The organism is Aequorivita xiaoshiensis (genome assembly GCF_022008395.1).
In the GTDB taxonomy this organism is placed as follows: Bacteria; Bacteroidota; Bacteroidia; order Flavobacteriales; family Flavobacteriaceae; genus Aequorivita; species Aequorivita xiaoshiensis.
In genome coordinates this window covers 62,713-78,808 of sequence record NZ_JAIRBB010000008.1, presented here as the reverse complement: position 1 = coordinate 78,808, position 16,096 = coordinate 62,713, and the positions used below count along the sequence as shown (strand labels likewise).

Below are 16,096 nucleotides of genomic sequence, written 5' to 3'. Positions count from 1 at the left end.
TAAATTTATAATAAAATGGCTTCAGATAATTATTACGACCCTAAGGATTTAAGAAAATTTGGTAAAATCACTGAATGGAGTGAAGAGCTTGGAGAGAAATTTTTTGAATACTACGGAAAAGTTTTTGAAGAAGGCGCACTTACCGCTCGTGAAAAGGCTTTAATAGCGCTTGCAGTTGCACATACAGAACAGTGCCCTTACTGCATAGATGCCTATACTAAAGACAGCCTTCAACGAGGTGTTACTAAAGAAGAAATGATGGAAGCCGTACACGTTGGCGCAGCTATAAAAAGCGGTGCCACACTTGTCCACGGCGTAATGATGATGAATAAAGTAAATAAGTTAGACGGATAAATTTCAACGACTACTGATTCTTTTATAGGAATTCAATTAAAACATTCTATGCTGAAAGAGAAAAAGAAAAAACAACAATCACTCCACAGGCGCAATAGTGAGCTTGCTGTAGCGAATAAACAACTCGAAAAACTCTCCAATGGTATTTTTGCTAACGGAGAACTTCCTACTTTTTCTGAAAAAATAAACGAAACAAATCAATTTCCGCTACGACCAAAAGGTTTAGAAATTCTACAAATCAATGTTGGTTATATGTGTAATCAGGTTTGCGAACATTGTCATGTAGATGCAGGGCCGGACAGAAAAGAAATAATGACGCGGGAAACTATGGAGCAGTGTTTGAATGTAATAAAAAACACGGGAGCACATACCTTAGACCTCACCGGTGGAGCGCCAGAAATGAACCCCAATTTTCGCTGGTTTGTAGAAGAGGCTAGCAAGGTTGGCATAAAAGATTTTATAGTAAGAAGTAATCTTACTATTATCCGAGCTAATAAAAAGTATCACGATTTACCTGAATTTTTTAAAAAACACAATGTTCACATTATAAGCAGTATGCCTCATTGGACGCGTGGCAAAACCGACAAACAACGTGGAGAAGGCGTATTCGACCAATCTATAAAAGCGCTACGAGATCTCAATGCTGTGGGCTATGGGATGCCAAATAGCGAATTACGGTTAGATTTAGTTTATAATCCTAGCGGAGCATTTCTTCCTAGCAATCAAGCTAGCATGGAAAAAGATTTTAAAAAAGCACTACTTGAAGATTTTAATATTCAATTTCACAACCTATTTGCGATTACAAACTTGCCCATTTCAAGGTTTCTCGATTATTTAATAGCTTCGGATAACTATGAAGATTATATGTATTCATTAGTGGACGCATACAATCCAGCTGCTGTTAAAAACGTAATGTGTAGGAATACCATTTCTATAAGTTGGGACGGATATTTATATGATTGTGATTTCAATCAAATGTTAGAATTAAAGGTATCTAGCAAAATCCAACACATCTCTGAATACAATGAGGAAATATTAAACAACAGAAACATTGTGATTTCTCAGCATTGCTATGGATGTACAGCTGGTGCAGGAAGTAGTTGCCAAGGGACAGTTACAGAATAAATAATGAAACAGTTAAGTACAAGTGCTAGTCTATGTATAAAAAGTTACATTATCGTAATTTTCCTCTTCGGATTTAGTGTTGCAAGCGGCCAAACTCAAAAAAGTTTAGATATACTATTGCAACAAAACAACTCAGGTAGCATCCCTTATATTTCTGTTGCGGAACTACAGATTTTATTAATAGAAAATTCAGTAGTTGTTTTAGATACGCGAGAAGCAAATGAATTTAATGTAAGTCATATTGCTTCAGCAAAAAACATCGGTTTTGACAAGTTTTCCTCGGAAGATAAGTTTCTTCAAAATTTAGATAGAGAAACACCTATAGTAGTATATTGTTCGGTTGGAATACGTTCTGAAAGAATTGGTGAAAAATTAAAAGTTGTAGGCTTTTCAAATGTAAAAAACCTTTATGGTGGAATCTTTGAATGGAAAAATAAAGGCTATATGGTTCTTGATTCTAATGGGAAGGAAACCGAAAATATCCACACATTTTCTAGACGTTGGAGTCACTATTTAAAAGCTGGCAATCCTGTTTACTAAATCATAAACATCACAGGATTTATATTATAATTGAAGAAAGATGAAATCAAATAAAAACGTTTTATTACTAATTGGAGCTTTCATCCTATTAGGCATCAATTTAGGAATGGTGAATTGGAAAAGTTTTGCTTCGGAACAAAATCTTGCGGCTGGCTTTGGAATTATCATAAGTTTGCTTATTATTTCCCTTCAGTTTAAAAAAATAAAAAATCAGAACTAAGCTAATAGAAAATAATTTTGACTACTGACAAATGGCGATTATTAACCCAAATACTTCAGACGATGCCCACAGTACGGCTTCCGATTTTCACTTCCCCACTTCTAAAAGTGCATTGATTATTTTCACCCGAAATCCAGAATTGGGAAAGGTAAAAACACGCTTAGCTAAAACAATTGGCGATGAAAATGCTTTGGAAATCTATAAGTTTCTTTTAAAGCACACTGCTGAAATTACTAAAAACTTAAATGTAGATAAATTCGTTTTTTATTCAGAAAACATTAATCGTAACGATTTATGGAATCCAGATATCTTTAGAAAAAAACTGCAATTTGGAAATGAATTAGGAGAGCGGATGAAAAATGCTTTCTCAGATGTGTTTTCAATGGGTTATGAAAGTGTAATTATTATTGGAAGCGATATGTTTGACATGGATACTCAAGATTTAAAAACAGCTTTTGTATCACTGCAAACATCACCCTATGTTATTGGCCCTGCCTCTGATGGTGGCTATTACCTACTAGGAATGAAACAACTCAACACCAAAGTTTTTGAAAATAAAGTTTGGGGTACTGATAGTGTTTTGAAATCGACGTTAAACGACTTGAGACAATTTAAGTACACCTTATTAGATGAAAAAAACGATATTGATTACTACGAGGATATAAAAGATGTAAAAGCTTTTCAGCAATTTTTACCACCTCATTTAGATAGTAATTTTATTTAAACAGTCAATAAAAAACAACGATATGAGCGTATCAAAATTTATAAAAGAAGCGGCAGAATACCTTCAAAATCGCGGATTTGAAAAACCAGAAATAGGAATTATACTAGGTACTGGTCTCGGGAAAATAGTTGAGAAAATAGATATAATTGCCGAAGTAAGCTACAATCACATTCCTAACTTCCCCACTGCAACTGTGGAGTTTCACAAAGGAAAATTAATTTACGGCACACTAGAAGGGAAAAAAGTCGTGGTGATGCAAGGTAGGTTTCATGTTTATGAAGGCTATACACTTCGCGATGTAACATTTCCGGTAAGAGTTATGCATCTTTTAGGAATTAAGCGCCTTTTAGTTAGCAATGCAGCGGGAGCAATTAATCTCAATTTTAAGAAAGGAGAGATAATGCTTATAGACGATCATATTAATTTACAAGGTGATTCTCCCCTAGCCTTTAGAGGTGTAGAGAAAATGGGCGAACGTTTTGTGGATATGAGCGCACCTTACGATGTAGAAATGAATAAAATGATTGAACAAGTTGCTACAGACTCTAACATAACGCTTCACAAGGGCATTTACGCAAGCGTTGTAGGCCCACAACTTGAAACCCGCGCAGAATATCGCTATTTAAAAATTATTGGCGCAGATGCCGTTGGAATGAGTACTGTGCCAGAAATAATTGTTGCAAACCATTTACAACTTCCAGTTTCGGCAATTTCAGTCTTAACAGACGAATGTGATCCAGACAATTTAAAACCAGTTAACATTCCTGATATTATTGCTGCTGCCAACAAAGCAGAACCCGATATGATAACATTATTCACTGAATTAATTAAGCAGTTGTAAGTTGAATTGCGATACCTATTCGAGACTTGTTAGTTTCAATCACGCAAAACATGTTGAATTCACACCCAATACAGGAACCAATATAATTAATGAATTTAGTGAGTTCAACAAAATATTGTATATCACAATCTAGACCTGTCAGGTTTCAACACGTAAAACATGGATTTTTTAGAAGAAACATATTTCTATCACATCTTCAATCGCTTGAATAATAAACAAGGTATTTTTAAAGAAGATGAAAACTAGTATTATTTTTTAAAATTAGTTAGAAAATACATTCTTCCTATTGCAGATATCTATTGCTATTGCCTTCTCAAAAATCATTTTCACTTACCAATTCAAATTAAAGAAAACGCAGAAAAACCATTTCAAGCTTTTTCAAATATGTTTAATGCATATTCAAAAGTATTCAATAAAAAAAATGGAAGAGTTGGGAGTTTATTTCAACGACCATTTAAAAGAATAAAAATTTCTGAAGAAAAATATTTAAAGCAATTAATAATATACATCCATTTAAATCCTGAAAACCACAGAATTATTGATAATTTTGAGAATTATAAATTCAGCTCATATAATTCAATAATCTCTCCAAAACCAACAGCTATAAAAAGAACAGAGGTAATTGATTTTTTCAATGATATTGAAAATTTCATACTTATACACAGACAAAGAAAACCAATAAACGAAAATTTAGATTTTATAATAGAATAAGCCAATTTCAAACCTTTTTCGCTTTAGAAAACTGTCAGCTTTCGTATAAAAACAATGGAAAAATACTTAGAAATATTTAAGAATTCTTACTACGGATACTTTAACTATTTGTGGAACGAAATCACTCATTTTCATTGGGAAAACTATTTCTACGGACTTATCCTTGTCTCCCTATTAGTTTGGGCTTTAGAGCTGCTTTTCCCTTGGAGAAAAGACCAAAAAATTTTTAGAAAAGATTTTTGGATGGATACATTTTATATGTTCTTCAACTTTTTCTTATTAAATTTGATTGTTCTTATTTTCCTTTCAAATGCAACCGCTGAGCTTTTTAATGATTTACTGAGTTTAATAGAGTTAAAGATTTCAGATTTTCAACTTCTAGATTTAAATGCACTCCCATTCGGACTCGGCCTACTTATATTCTTTTTAATTACAGATTTTGTTCAGTGGAACACGCATCGTTTACTTCATTACTCTCCTTTTCTTTGGAATTTTCATAAAGTACACCATTCAATAAAAGAAATGGGGTTTGCAGGACACCTGCGATATCATTGGATGGAACCCATAGTGTATAAATCTTTACTGTATATTCCTCTAGCAATAATTGGTGGTTTTGATGTACAATCTGTAGCCATTGTACACTTTTCTGCCCTTACTATTGGACATTTAAACCACGCAAACCTAGGCTGGGATTACGGTGTATTAAAGTATATTTTCAACAATCCAAAAATGCACATTTGGCATCACGCAAAAGAACTGCCTAAGAATCACCAATACGGAGTAAATTTTGGAATCAGTTTAAGTTTATGGGACTACCTATTTAAAACCAGTCACGTACCTCACGATGGCAGAGATATTGAATTAGGTTTTGAAGGAGATGAAGAATTCCCAAAAGATTTTATAAAGCAAACCATATACCCTGCAAAAACAAAGTAAGGTTTGCCTTATAAACCAAATCTTATTTTGTTTTCTTAAGCTCTAATTTTTCTGCAAAATAATCGCAAAAGTCACGCATTGTATCGCTCATTTTATCATCGTTTGTAGCACGTTGAAAAGTATCAGCCATAGCGGTTAAGGTTTGATGAAAGAAAATTTTCATCTCATCCATTGGCATCTCTTTTGTCCAAAGGTCGATACGCAAAGACTCTTTGTTTTTATGATCCCAAACCGACAGCATTACAGCTTTCGATTCTTCATTTGTAATTCCACCATCCTCAGCGGTCCAATGTATAGTTTCAGGAATTTTATTTTCGTCTAAACCAACGTTTAGTCTTATTTCAGATTTGTGTTTTACAGCCATTATTTCTTTGGTTTGTATTTTGAATTATTAAATATTTCGTCAGCATCGGTAATCATTAATTGCTGAACAGTTGTATCATTATTATCCATATAGGCGCGCACTATTTGCCAGCCGATATATCGTCCCAACATTCCTGGAGAATCATTATCTATTTCTAAATAAAACTTAGAAAAGGGTGCTGGATTAATAAATCGTGCACCTAGTTTTTGATCGGTACTATACAGCAATTCATTTTCTACAAAATAACGCCACATATAGAGTTCATTTTCCTCAGACCATTGTATTTCCTCTTCAGAATACCCCATTTTATCCGCATCTGAAGTATTTGGAAGCCATACATCCTTTAGATACTGCATTTTTCCATAGTAAATAATTTGTCCTAAAAATGTGGAATTTGAAGGTGGTTTAATATATTCTCTTGAATAAACTTCAGCTACGTCTTGAATGAGTTGTGAAGGTTTCATTTCCTTTTTAATATATTTATCAATCCCTCCATAAAACTCATGCTCACTACCTAAATAATTGTCTAATGCAAGAACCAACATACTATCGGCAAGAATAACTTTATTTCTGTAGTCTACATCAGAAGTTACTGTAACAACTAGGGGAGTCGAAAACTGTGGGAAATAATATTTTATATGCTGAAATAGTGGAATAATATCGTCTTCTATAACTTGAGCTTCTGGAAAAACCTTAAAAACCTCATCTTCCAATTGATTTTGAAGGGTATCTGCTAATTTTTGCACCCAAATGCTATCGTGATATTGCACCGGGAAAAACTCAGGAAAACGCTGCTTTAATGCTGGTAAATCGGCAGGCGAGGCATCGGCAAACTCCTTGTCAAAACGCACAATTTGCACATCTATTGGGATTTGTTGAATTTCCTTTTCTAACTTACTATCGCTATTACACGAAAACAAAAGAACTCCAAAAAGAAGTAGAAAAATATTTCGCATAGAATTAAAAATGTTTCTATTGGTTAACGCCATTGATTTTATTTAATTTTATCTTTATCAACTTTTTGACGTGCAAAGGTACCTTATTGTTGAATGAGTTTAAAAGTTTACGGTTTAAAAGTTTTATTCAGCTACACGTCTGCTAAGGAAATAAATAAGCCCAAATCAATATAAATTTAATAAACATCAGAAAAATGCAAACCGAGAAAGTAATCGAATATATCGTAAGTTGGCTGAAAGACTATGCCATAAATTCAAAAACTGATGGTTTTGTGTTAGGTATAAGCGGCGGAATTGATTCAGCTGTTGTTTCAACTTTATGTGCAAAGACTGGTTTGCCGACACTTTGTGTAGAATTACCTATTCATCAGGCTCCAAATCAAGTGAGTCGTGGGAGAGAGCACATCCAGTTTCTAAAAGATAATTTTTCAAATGTTAGGAATACCGAGGTAAATCTAACTTCAGTATTTGAAGAATTCAAAAAAGAAGTTCCACAAACTGAAGACGATAGTTTTCTCGATCTTTCCTTAGCAAACACTAGAGCGAGGTTAAGAATGACTACCCTATATTACTTTGCAGGCTTACATCGTTATTTAGTTGCCGGCACGGGAAATAAAATTGAAGATTTTGGCGTAGGGTTTTACACTAAATACGGTGATGGTGGTGTAGATTTAAGTCCGATTGCAGATTTGATGAAGAGCGAAGTTTACAAGCTTGGCGAAACTTTAAATATTCCAGATTCTATAATGAAAGCGGCTCCTACCGATGGTTTGTTTGGCGATAGCAGATCCGATGAAGACCAACTAGGTGCAAGTTATGACGAATTGGAATGGGCAATGAAAATGACAGAGGCAGGAAAATCTAGTTCCGATTTTAAAGGGAGAGAAAAAACCGTATTCGAAATTTACACGCGATTAAATCGTGCCAATAAACATAAAATGGTTCCGATTCCAGTTTGTGAAATTCCAAAAGAATTACTCTAAAGTTTCTTTATCATAGCATTCGATATTCTTAGAAATAATCAGAAGACACTATATATTCAACTTCATTATATCAAATTATTAATTCTCAGAAATTGAATTGTATTCGGAAATGAAAGCAGTAAATTGAATGTGCTTACACTACCCTATTCAATTTATTTGAAAGCACTTTTTTAAGGGTAAGGTAATCCACGATTTCTTGTAAACTTGACTCTTTTTCAGAGTTATCATTATCTTTGATCATTTCTGATAAGTCATTTATTTTTTGAGAAACTAAATGACGTCGCAAATTTAAGATGGTCTCACTTACAATTTGGGCAATGGTTTTATCTTTTCCTTTCACATAGATCTCCATTCGTTCCCAATTGTGAAGCTCATAGCGTTCCTCTTCCATTAATACATGCGTGACAGCGGTTGCAAGTTCTGGATCCAAATCGTTAATAAAAGTTTCTGCTTTGGCTTCAGGGTTTTGATTAAAACGATTTACTACTTCATAATATATCTTTTTAAACTCAGGATTTGTGAATTCAATTTCGTCATCCTGTAAGTCAAGATAAATTTTTTCGTACACTCGAGCTTTATGTATTTCAGGTTTTAACGAAATTTCTCCTTTTTCATCGGCTTCAAGAATTAAATCTTCAAAATCTTCTTCAACATTGCCATACAGTAGAAGAAGTTGGATGATTTTTTGCTCCAATTCAAATTGAACATCTATTTTTTTAGCTTTTTTTTCAGAGGAAACCACTTGTAGTGCCTCCTGTTTTACTTCATCCTTTTTAGAGGAGGCCTTTTTATCTTTTCGAAGTAATTGGGCTAAGGTATTAAACAGCACCTCTTCCGAAATATCCATAATACGGGAACACTCCTTAATGTAAATTTCGCGTTTAATTACATCTGGAATTTTAGCAATGCTGTTAACCATATCGTGTATGGTTTCAGATTTTTTAATTGGGTCGTTTTTAGCTTCTTTTGCTAATAATGAAGCTTTAAAAGTGATAAAATCCTTAGAGTTTTCTTCTAGGTACAGGCTTAAGTCTTCAAGAGAATTTTTTCGTGAAAAGCTATCTGGATCTTCCCCTTCTGGAAAGGTACAGATTTTCACATTCATTCCTTGCTCTAAAATTAAATCTATCCCTCGTAAAGACGCTCGAAGTCCCGCTGCATCACCATCAAATAGTACCGTAATATTTTTAGTAAGCCTATTAATTAATCTAATTTGCTCTGGCGTTAAAGCGGTTCCAGAGGAAGAAACTACGTTGTGGATACCTGTTTGATGAAACTGAATTACATCGGTATACCCTTCTACTAAGTAGCAATTATCTTCTTTTGAAATGCTTTGTTTTGCATTGAAAATTCCATAAAGAACTTTGCTCTTATGGTAAATGTCACTTTCAGGAGAGTTGAGATACTTCGCTGCTTTTTTATCTGAAGTTAAAATACGCCCACCAAAACCAAGCGTACGCCCACTCATGCTTAAAATCGGGAACATCACTCTTCCCTTGAAGCGATCGAATTGCTTTTCACCTTTTACAATAGACAAACCGGTTTTCTCAAGAAATTCAAGTTTATATCCTTTTTTAATTGCGTGACTGGTAAATGCTTCCCAGGAATCTGGTGAGTAACCCAATTCAAATTTCTTAATCGTTTCATCGGTAAATCCTCTTTCTTTAAAGTATGAAAGTCCGATGGCTTTTCCTTCTTCGGTTTTTAATAAGGTGTTATGGAAATAGTTTTTAGCAAATTCACTAACCAAGTAAAGACTTTCACGTTCGTTGGCTTGTTCTTTCTCTTCGTTAGATTGCTCGGTTTCTTCAATTTCAATTCCGTATTTCTTAGCTAGAAATTTAATTGCCTCAGGATAGGTAAAGTGTTCGTGTTCCATTAAAAATGACACCACGTTTCCACCTTTTCCACTACTAAAATCTTTCCATATTTGCTTTACAGGACTAACCATAAAACTTGGTGAACGCTCATCGGTAAACGGACTGAGCCCTTTGTAGTTGCTACCAGATTTTTTTAGCTGTACAAAATCGCCTATTACCTCCTCTACTCGAGCAGCTTCAAAAACATTATCTATAGTAGTTCTACTTATCAATTTATGCTGAATTAATAGTTTGTTGTTACCTATTTTTGGATTTGTAAAAATAGGGATATTAAGAACGAAAAACCTAAGCCTTTACTATTTCAATTAAAATAAAGAGAAACCTACAAGAAGTCCCTAAAAAATGGGAAAGACCTTGCAGGTTAATAAACAAACGAATAATAAAGAGATTCTGGCTACTCCAAATCAAGCCTTAGGCCCAATGAAACATTTCGTTGGTCCACAGCATTATTTTTAAAGATGGTATTAAGGTCGTATTTAGCATAAATTGAGGTGGCTCCCCAACCTATGTAAGTACTTAATCCATAAATAAAATTATTAGTGTTGTAATCAGCTTTCAATTTTTGTTTCTGATTTTCACCATCTTCTTCAAATTTAAGTTTTTGACGAGCGCCTAAATTAATTCCTCCATAACCTCCAATCCCAAACTTAAATTGATTACGAGTTGCATATCGAAAATAATTTTCGTGTTCAATCTTTTTTGAAGGTCCAAATTCAAAATGTATTGGAATTACTAGGTTGTCCATTCTAAATTTTGACTTTTTTAAATCTAGCGGATAGGTTTGAAGTTCCGTTTGTTCCCCAGTATCTACAAAAAGTCTGTTATCGGTTGGTTTAAGTCCGTTAAATTGAAATGCAAGACCATACCTAACTCGCAACCAATTAGAATTGTCGAAAACACGAGTTTTCCAAGTCCACCCTAATTCGGCAAATCGACTACCAGCAACTTTAAAATCTGAATCTTCTAAGGACTCTCCTGATGTTGCGACATTGTTAAATCCAACCGCTATATAACCGTCTGAAGTAGTACGCCTGTCATATTTTTTAACAGTTCCACGAGATCCTTTTCTAACTTTTACCCCAAATATTAAATCGTTATCCACATCTTCTTGACCCCAACCGAAGACAATTGCAGTGCCTGTAATCTTGGTAGAATCCATCCCATTTCTATCTATTAGTGCTAATTGGTTATCAAAAATTGCAATTCTATTATCAATATTTAGCGCGTGTTTCTCGGCAGCTGCTTTTTTTAAATTTTCTGCTTCAGTTTCTGAAACAGAGCCTTCTGAAACTTTCTTATTAATATTTTCGATTTTACTTTTAAGTGCCTCTTTTTCTATTTTCACAGCGTTTTCTTTCAATATGTTCAGTTTTTCAATTTCATTTTTGGTCCAATCAGTGTTTTTTTGTGCTTGAATGAAACCTGTGGAGCAGATCCAAATTGCAAGTGCTGTTGATAGTGTAATTAGTGATTTCATAATTGTTCGATTTTTGATTATTGATGAATGATTTTTTAGTCGGAAGTTTGTAGTTTTTGAGCACTATTTTTCTAATCTAGCTTGCTAAATTTTTAAAATTTGAATAATAAATATTGAATTTTTTCTAGTCGTTCCTTTCTATTACCGCAGTTCTAATTTTTATAAAACCTTCGCCTAGAGCATCGAATACTTTATCGCGGAAACTCTTTTCTAGTTCCCATTCCACTTCCTGTAGCAAGGCGGTGGCATCTACTTTAGATGTGTTGAGAATTTTTTGGGCTTGAATTTCACGGCGCGCTTTATTTAGCAGATTTTCAACTTCAATTATACTTACCTCGTTATGGTTATGCTGTAATTCCTTTACAGATGCAATTACCTCATCTACCTTGGCGTTAATAAGTTCTTCTTCCAACGACTTCTCCTTTTCGGTATTTGCAAGAACTTTAGTTTTATCAATTTTTTTATCAATTTCAGATTTTTTAGTACCCGTTGACAGAGGTGATTCTGGGCTTGACGTCTTTAAATTTGAATTTGAATTTGATTGCAATTTTTCTTTACCCTTATTTTCTTCAAGTTTGTTTACAACAGAAATATATTGTGTAGAAACATATTTTTGAGCATCTTCACTATGCGGAATGATTTTTAAATCGTTATCAATTGTTTTTTCATCTACACTTTCTGTTACAATTTCATCTTTAACTTCAATTGTATTAGTATAGAAAACTGAACTTAAAATGAGGATACCAATAACGCTTGCCGCAACGTAATACCACAATACAGTTTTCTTTTGAGGTTGTTCTGCATCCAGCTTTACTTGTAGCTTATCCCAAGCCTTTTCAGAAGGTTTTAACTCCCTCGATTCTAACTTTTCACGAATATTATCTTCTAATTTATAAGGCGCCATAACTTAAGTTGTTTTGTTGTTTCACTAAATCTTGAAGCATTTTTCGAGCTTTAAAAAGCTGTGACTTAGATGTATTCTCACTTATTTGCAATAACTCTGCAATTTCCCCGTGTTTGTATCCTTCAACTGCATAAAGCACAAAAACAGTTTTATAGCCATCAGGAAGATTATCTATAATTTTCTGAATTTCATTAGTTTCCAACTCCGTTTTGATATAAGTTGAATGCTGGGTTGTATTATCAATTTCCTGTTCAGAAACAAAGTGTAATTTTTTGTCTTTCCGCAGTTGAGAAATACTTTCGTTTACCATAATTCTACGAATCCAACCTTCAAAACTTCCTTCATTATTATAGTTACATAAATGGGTAAAGACTTTAAAAAAACCTGAAAGCATTACCTCCTCTGCTAACTCGATATTTTTTAAATACTGTCTACAAACGCCTAACATTTTAAGGGCAAACATATCATACAGCTCTTTTTGAGCTCGGCGATCGCCATTACCTGCTTTGGCTATTAACTTTGAATAATTTTTATGTAATGAGATAATTTTCAAAATACGCTTCGCTGACTAGGGCTTCTATTTATATAGACGCAAGTTTTTGAGAAATGGTTGTCTGAGGAATGAAAAAGTTTTCTAACTTCAGCAATAGCGAACTGTAAGAAGCGCAAAAAAAGAGCTTAGTATAAAAATTTGGTCGAGCCTGAAGCTTGATTATTAAAAAATCATCTTTAATTTGACTAAAGATTTTATTTAAAAATAAATATGAAAGTTTAATCGTTAGGCTACTGTTTTCTGAATACGGAATACTATTTCTTTCTATCAATAACGTAATTAACCATCAACTCTAGGGATTCTTTATAAGGAGAGTTTGGATAAGAATCTAAAAGTTGCAACGCCTCTTGCTGATAGTCTTTCATTCTAGTAACCGCATATTCAAGTCCACCGTTGTTTTTCACGAAAGCGATCACTTCATTTACGCGCTTTTTGTCTTTATTGTGATTCTTTACTGAATTGATAAGCCATTTCTTATCCTTAGGTGAAGCATTATTTAGAGCGTAAATTAAAGGTAGTGTCATTTTCTGTTCCTTAATATCTATCCCTGTAGGTTTGCCGATATGTTCATTTCCGTAATCGAATAAATCATCTTTTATCTGAAACGCGGTTCCTATAAGTTCCCCAAATTTTCGCATTTTCTCTACCTCATCATCCGGAGCCATAACCGAGCGAGCACCCATTGCACAACAGGCGGCGATTAAAGTCGCTGTTTTCTGACGGATAATTTCAAAGTAAACTTCTTCTGTGATATCGAGTTTACGTGCTTTTTCAATTTGAAGTAATTCGCCTTCACTCATTTCACGAACAGCGACAGAGATAATTTTAAGTAAATCGAAATCATTGTTATCAATAGAAAGTAACAAACCTTTGGAAAGGAGGTAATCCCCAACTAGTACGGCAATTTTATTTTTCCAAAGCGCATTTATGGAGAAAAATCCACGGCGGCGATTACTGTCGTCTACTACATCGTCGTGCACTAAGGTTGCTGTATGTATAAGTTCGATAACAGAAGCTCCACGATAAGTGCGTTCATTAACATTACCTTGCCCGGTCATTTTCGCGATAAGGAATACAAACATGGGTCGCATTTGTTTCCCTTTGCGATTTACTACATAATGTGTAATTCGATTTAGCAGAGAAACTTTTGAAGACATAGATTGTGAGAACTTTTTTTCAAAAAGCTCCATTTCCTTATCAATCGGTAGTTTAATGCGCGAGACTATCTTCATAAAGCTTCAAAGATAGTTAAAAATGAATGATGATTTTCAAGTGAAATCAGCCGAGAATGATTTAAATAAATAAACATATATCCAATATTTAACACTGCTTTTTTAAATCTCATTCTCCTAACATTTCACACAAATCTTAATTAAATTGATAAAAAAATGAGTTTTACATCAAAAAACATATGTGAAGAAAATCAATTTCACATCAATATTAATAAAAAAATAAGGATGTGAGCCGTGGTGTTAAAACCTCCAAAAGCCCTGTAAAATCTGTTATCAATCTATGCATTTGGAGAAATTAATTTTATTACTAATAATATTTACAATGAAAAAAATTACTTTTTTAGCTGAATTATTTGCAGGTTTTGCAATGAATGCTCAAACTGTTTTCTTTGAAGACGACTTTAACGATGAAGATGTTTCCGATTGGGAAGTTTATGATGAAGATGGTGACGGAAACAATTGGGGGGATATCTTTGTAGTTACAGATTCAGATGGAAACCCTGTTACTCCTATTTCTTTAATTTCAAGATCTTGGCAATCTAACCCATTAACTCCAGACAACTGGATCGTTTCTCCAGCAATCGACTTATCAACTGCTTCTGGAAGTGTTGAATTGAGCTGGAAGGTTTCAGCTGCTGCTGCAACATGGGATAATGAAAAATACAGTGTTTAAGTTGGTACAAGTGGTGATATCACTGACCTAGGAGCTTCTAACGTTACTTTTACTGAAGTTTATGATGATCCAAATGATGCTGGAACTCAATACACTCGTACTTTAGATGTTTCAGAATTTACTGGTGAAACTATCTACGTTACTTTTAGACATCACGATGTTACTGATATGGATTACATCTCTATTGACGATGTAATGGTATCTGGAGTTTTAGCTGTAGGAACTAACGAATTTAAAGGATTCCAATATTGAGTTGCTAATAACGCATTAAATCTTTCATCTAGCACTAAAATGAATAACATTGCTCTTTACAATATGTTAGGACAGCAAGTTGTTTCTCAAAAATTAAACAACACTAATGAATCTGTAAACATTTCTGAATTACAATCAGGTGTTTACATCGCTACTGTTTCTATCGATGGAGCTAGCAAGTCATTTAAAATTGTAAAGAACTAATTTACATTTTAGCATAAATGGAAAAGAGCGGCCTATAGCCGCTCTTTTTATTTACTGTTTGTTCGCCAATTGTCCGCAGGCAGCATCAATATCTTTTCCTCTACTTCGTCTTACCGTAACAGGGATATAGTTGTGTTCTAAAGCCTCTATATAATCGTCGATAACGGTTGATGAAGCTTGTTGGAAATTCCCATCGTCAATCGGGTTGTATTCAATAATATTTACTTTACACGGCACATATTTACAGAAAGCCACAAGCGCCTGTATATCTTCCCATTTATCATTTATATCCTTCCAAACAATGTATTCGTATGTAATTTTACGATTGGTTTTACTGTACCAATACTCTAGCGACTCTCTAAGGTCTTCTAAGGTAAAGCTTTTAGCAAATGGCATAATTTGCTCTCTAGTTTCTTGAACTGCAGAATGCAAAGAAACAGCAAGGTTGAATTTCACTTCATCATCAGCGAGCTTTTTAATCATTTTAGGTACTCCAGAGGTGGAAACGGTGATACGCTTAGGCGACATCCCTAAACCTTCGTCACTAGTGATCTTTTCAATTGATTCTAGCACGTTTTTATAGTTCATCAACGGTTCGCCCATTCCCATAAAAACAATGTTGGAAAGCGGTTTGTTATGATACAACCTACTTTCTCTATCTATAGTAACCACTTGATCGTAAATTTCATCTGGGTTTAGATTTCTCATTCGCTTTAACCTAGCGGTTGCACAAAACGAACAATCTAAACTGCACCCAACTTGCGAAGAAACACAAGCAGTAGTTCTGTTTTTAGTGGGTATCAACACAGATTCTACCACAAAGTCGTCAAACAACTTTACGGCATTTTTTATAGTTCCATCACTACTTTTTTGAAAGTGATCGACTTTAATGTGATTTATAACGAAATTCTCGTTAAGATGTGCTCGCAGTTCTTTTGAAAGATTAGTCATATCGTCAAAACTATGACTTCCTTTACTCCATAACCATTCATAAACCTGCGTCCCACGGAAGGCTTTGTCGCCAATGCTAACAAAGAAATCTCTAAGTTCTTCTTTTGATAAGGCTCGTATATCTTTCTTCTGTCCTGTCATGCTGCAAAATTAGGGTTTTTAAAACAAAAAAGCCTCTTTTCCAAATTGGATTAGAGGCTTTTGATTATATAGAAA

At 34.1% G+C, this 16,096-nt stretch carries 19 protein-coding genes and 1 pseudogene; 11 read left to right on the top strand and 9 right to left on the bottom strand.

Annotated elements, in window-relative coordinates:
- The first annotated feature begins 15 nt into the window (after nt 1-15).
- The 8 genes from K8344_RS10095 (at nt 16) to K8344_RS10060 (ending at nt 5,451) form a co-directional block, all read left to right on the top strand.
- A complete protein-coding gene (locus K8344_RS10095; protein ID WP_139855993.1) occupies nt 16-354 on the top strand; it encodes an arsenosugar biosynthesis-associated peroxidase-like protein in 339 nt (112 codons plus the stop codon).
- Between the two features lie 48 nt (nt 355-402).
- Entirely contained in the window at nt 403-1,479 is a 1,077-nt protein-coding gene (arsS, locus tag K8344_RS10090; RefSeq protein ID WP_237608567.1) for an arsenosugar biosynthesis radical SAM (seleno)protein ArsS, read from the top strand.
- Between the two features lie 3 nt (nt 1,480-1,482).
- Nucleotides 1,483-2,019, top strand: a complete 537-nt coding sequence (locus tag K8344_RS10085) for a rhodanese-like domain-containing protein (RefSeq protein WP_237608566.1) — start codon at nt 1,483-1,485, stop codon at nt 2,017-2,019.
- A 40-nt stretch (nt 2,020-2,059) separates the two neighbouring features.
- Entirely contained in the window at nt 2,060-2,239 is a 180-nt protein-coding gene (locus K8344_RS10080; RefSeq protein ID WP_237608565.1) for a hypothetical protein, read from the top strand.
- A 31-nt stretch (nt 2,240-2,270) separates the two neighbouring features.
- Nucleotides 2,271-2,963 (top strand): TIGR04282 family arsenosugar biosynthesis glycosyltransferase, encoded by a 693-nt coding sequence (locus tag K8344_RS10075; protein ID WP_237608564.1) that lies wholly within the window; start codon nt 2,271-2,273, stop codon nt 2,961-2,963.
- Nucleotides 2,964-2,985: 22 nt separating this feature from the next.
- Nucleotides 2,986-3,804, top strand: a complete 819-nt coding sequence (locus K8344_RS10070; protein WP_237608563.1) for a purine-nucleoside phosphorylase — start codon at nt 2,986-2,988, stop codon at nt 3,802-3,804.
- Nucleotides 3,805-4,188: 384 nt separating this feature from the next.
- Nucleotides 4,189-4,515, top strand: coding sequence for a hypothetical protein (locus K8344_RS10065; RefSeq protein WP_237608562.1), 327 nt, complete (start codon nt 4,189-4,191; stop codon nt 4,513-4,515).
- A gap of 54 nt (nt 4,516-4,569) precedes the next feature.
- Nucleotides 4,570-5,451: a sterol desaturase family protein gene (locus tag K8344_RS10060; RefSeq protein WP_237608561.1), complete on the top strand. Its 882-nt coding sequence runs from the start codon at nt 4,570-4,572 to the stop codon at nt 5,449-5,451.
- 22 nt (nt 5,452-5,473) lie between these two features.
- Here the strand turns inward: K8344_RS10060 and gldC are convergent, their stop codons facing one another.
- Together gldC and gldB are read right to left on the bottom strand one after the other, a co-directional pair.
- On the bottom strand, nt 5,474-5,815 hold the full coding sequence (gene gldC / locus K8344_RS10055; protein ID WP_237608560.1) for a gliding motility protein GldC: 342 nt from the start codon (nt 5,813-5,815) through the stop codon (nt 5,474-5,476).
- Nucleotides 5,815-6,771, bottom strand: coding sequence for a gliding motility lipoprotein GldB (gene gldB, locus K8344_RS10050; RefSeq protein ID WP_478236186.1), 957 nt, complete (start codon nt 6,769-6,771; stop codon nt 5,815-5,817). The genes gldC and gldB overlap by 1 nt, the downstream gene beginning before the upstream one ends.
- A gap of 194 nt (nt 6,772-6,965) precedes the next feature.
- Between gldB and nadE the strand changes: the two genes are divergently transcribed.
- Nucleotides 6,966-7,754 carry an NAD(+) synthase gene (nadE, locus tag K8344_RS10045; protein WP_237608558.1) on the top strand — a complete coding sequence of 263 codons (789 nt, stop codon included), beginning with the start codon at nt 6,966-6,968 and terminating at the stop codon, nt 7,752-7,754.
- A 133-nt stretch (nt 7,755-7,887) separates the two neighbouring features.
- On the opposite strand, the gene dnaG is transcribed toward nadE, so the two are convergent.
- The 5 genes from dnaG to K8344_RS10020 form a co-directional block, all read right to left on the bottom strand.
- Nucleotides 7,888-9,846 carry a DNA primase gene (gene dnaG, locus K8344_RS10040; RefSeq protein ID WP_237608557.1) on the bottom strand — a complete coding sequence of 653 codons (1,959 nt, stop codon included), beginning with the start codon at nt 9,844-9,846 and terminating at the stop codon, nt 7,888-7,890.
- Between the two features lie 182 nt (nt 9,847-10,028).
- Complete coding sequence (locus tag K8344_RS10035) at nt 10,029-11,111, bottom strand: PorT family protein (RefSeq protein ID WP_237608556.1); 1,083 nt, start codon at nt 11,109-11,111, stop codon at nt 10,029-10,031.
- A gap of 124 nt (nt 11,112-11,235) precedes the next feature.
- Nucleotides 11,236-12,015 carry a hypothetical protein gene (locus tag K8344_RS10030; RefSeq protein WP_237608555.1) on the bottom strand — a complete coding sequence of 260 codons (780 nt, stop codon included), beginning with the start codon at nt 12,013-12,015 and terminating at the stop codon, nt 11,236-11,238.
- A complete protein-coding gene (locus K8344_RS10025) occupies nt 12,002-12,568 on the bottom strand; it encodes an RNA polymerase sigma factor (protein ID WP_237608554.1) in 567 nt (188 codons plus the stop codon). Before K8344_RS10025 ends, K8344_RS10030 begins: the two co-directional genes overlap by 14 nt.
- 254 nt (nt 12,569-12,822) lie before the next feature.
- Complete coding sequence (locus K8344_RS10020; RefSeq protein WP_237608553.1) at nt 12,823-13,800, bottom strand: polyprenyl synthetase family protein; 978 nt, start codon at nt 13,798-13,800, stop codon at nt 12,823-12,825.
- Between the two features lie 280 nt (nt 13,801-14,080).
- On the opposite strand from K8344_RS10020, the pseudogene K8344_RS10015 reads away from it, so the two are divergent.
- A pseudogene (locus tag K8344_RS10015) lies at nt 14,081-14,608 on the top strand (choice-of-anchor J domain-containing protein); the annotation flags it as partial.
- A gap of 38 nt (nt 14,609-14,646) precedes the next feature.
- Here the strand turns inward: K8344_RS10015 and K8344_RS14150 are convergent.
- Nucleotides 14,647-14,775, bottom strand: a complete 129-nt coding sequence (locus tag K8344_RS14150; protein ID WP_262913423.1) for a hypothetical protein — start codon at nt 14,773-14,775, stop codon at nt 14,647-14,649.
- Here K8344_RS14150 and K8344_RS10010 point away from each other — a divergent pair.
- Entirely contained in the window at nt 14,765-14,929 is a 165-nt protein-coding gene (locus K8344_RS10010) for a T9SS type A sorting domain-containing protein (protein WP_237608552.1), read from the top strand. The two genes, K8344_RS14150 and K8344_RS10010, sit on opposite strands and share 11 nt — an antisense overlap.
- Before the next feature lie 51 nt (nt 14,930-14,980).
- On the opposite strand, the gene rlmN is transcribed toward K8344_RS10010, so the two are convergent.
- Nucleotides 14,981-16,021, bottom strand: coding sequence for a dual-specificity RNA methyltransferase RlmN (gene rlmN, locus K8344_RS10005; protein ID WP_237608551.1), 1,041 nt, complete (start codon nt 16,019-16,021; stop codon nt 14,981-14,983).
- Between the last annotated feature and the right edge of the window lie 75 nt (nt 16,022-16,096).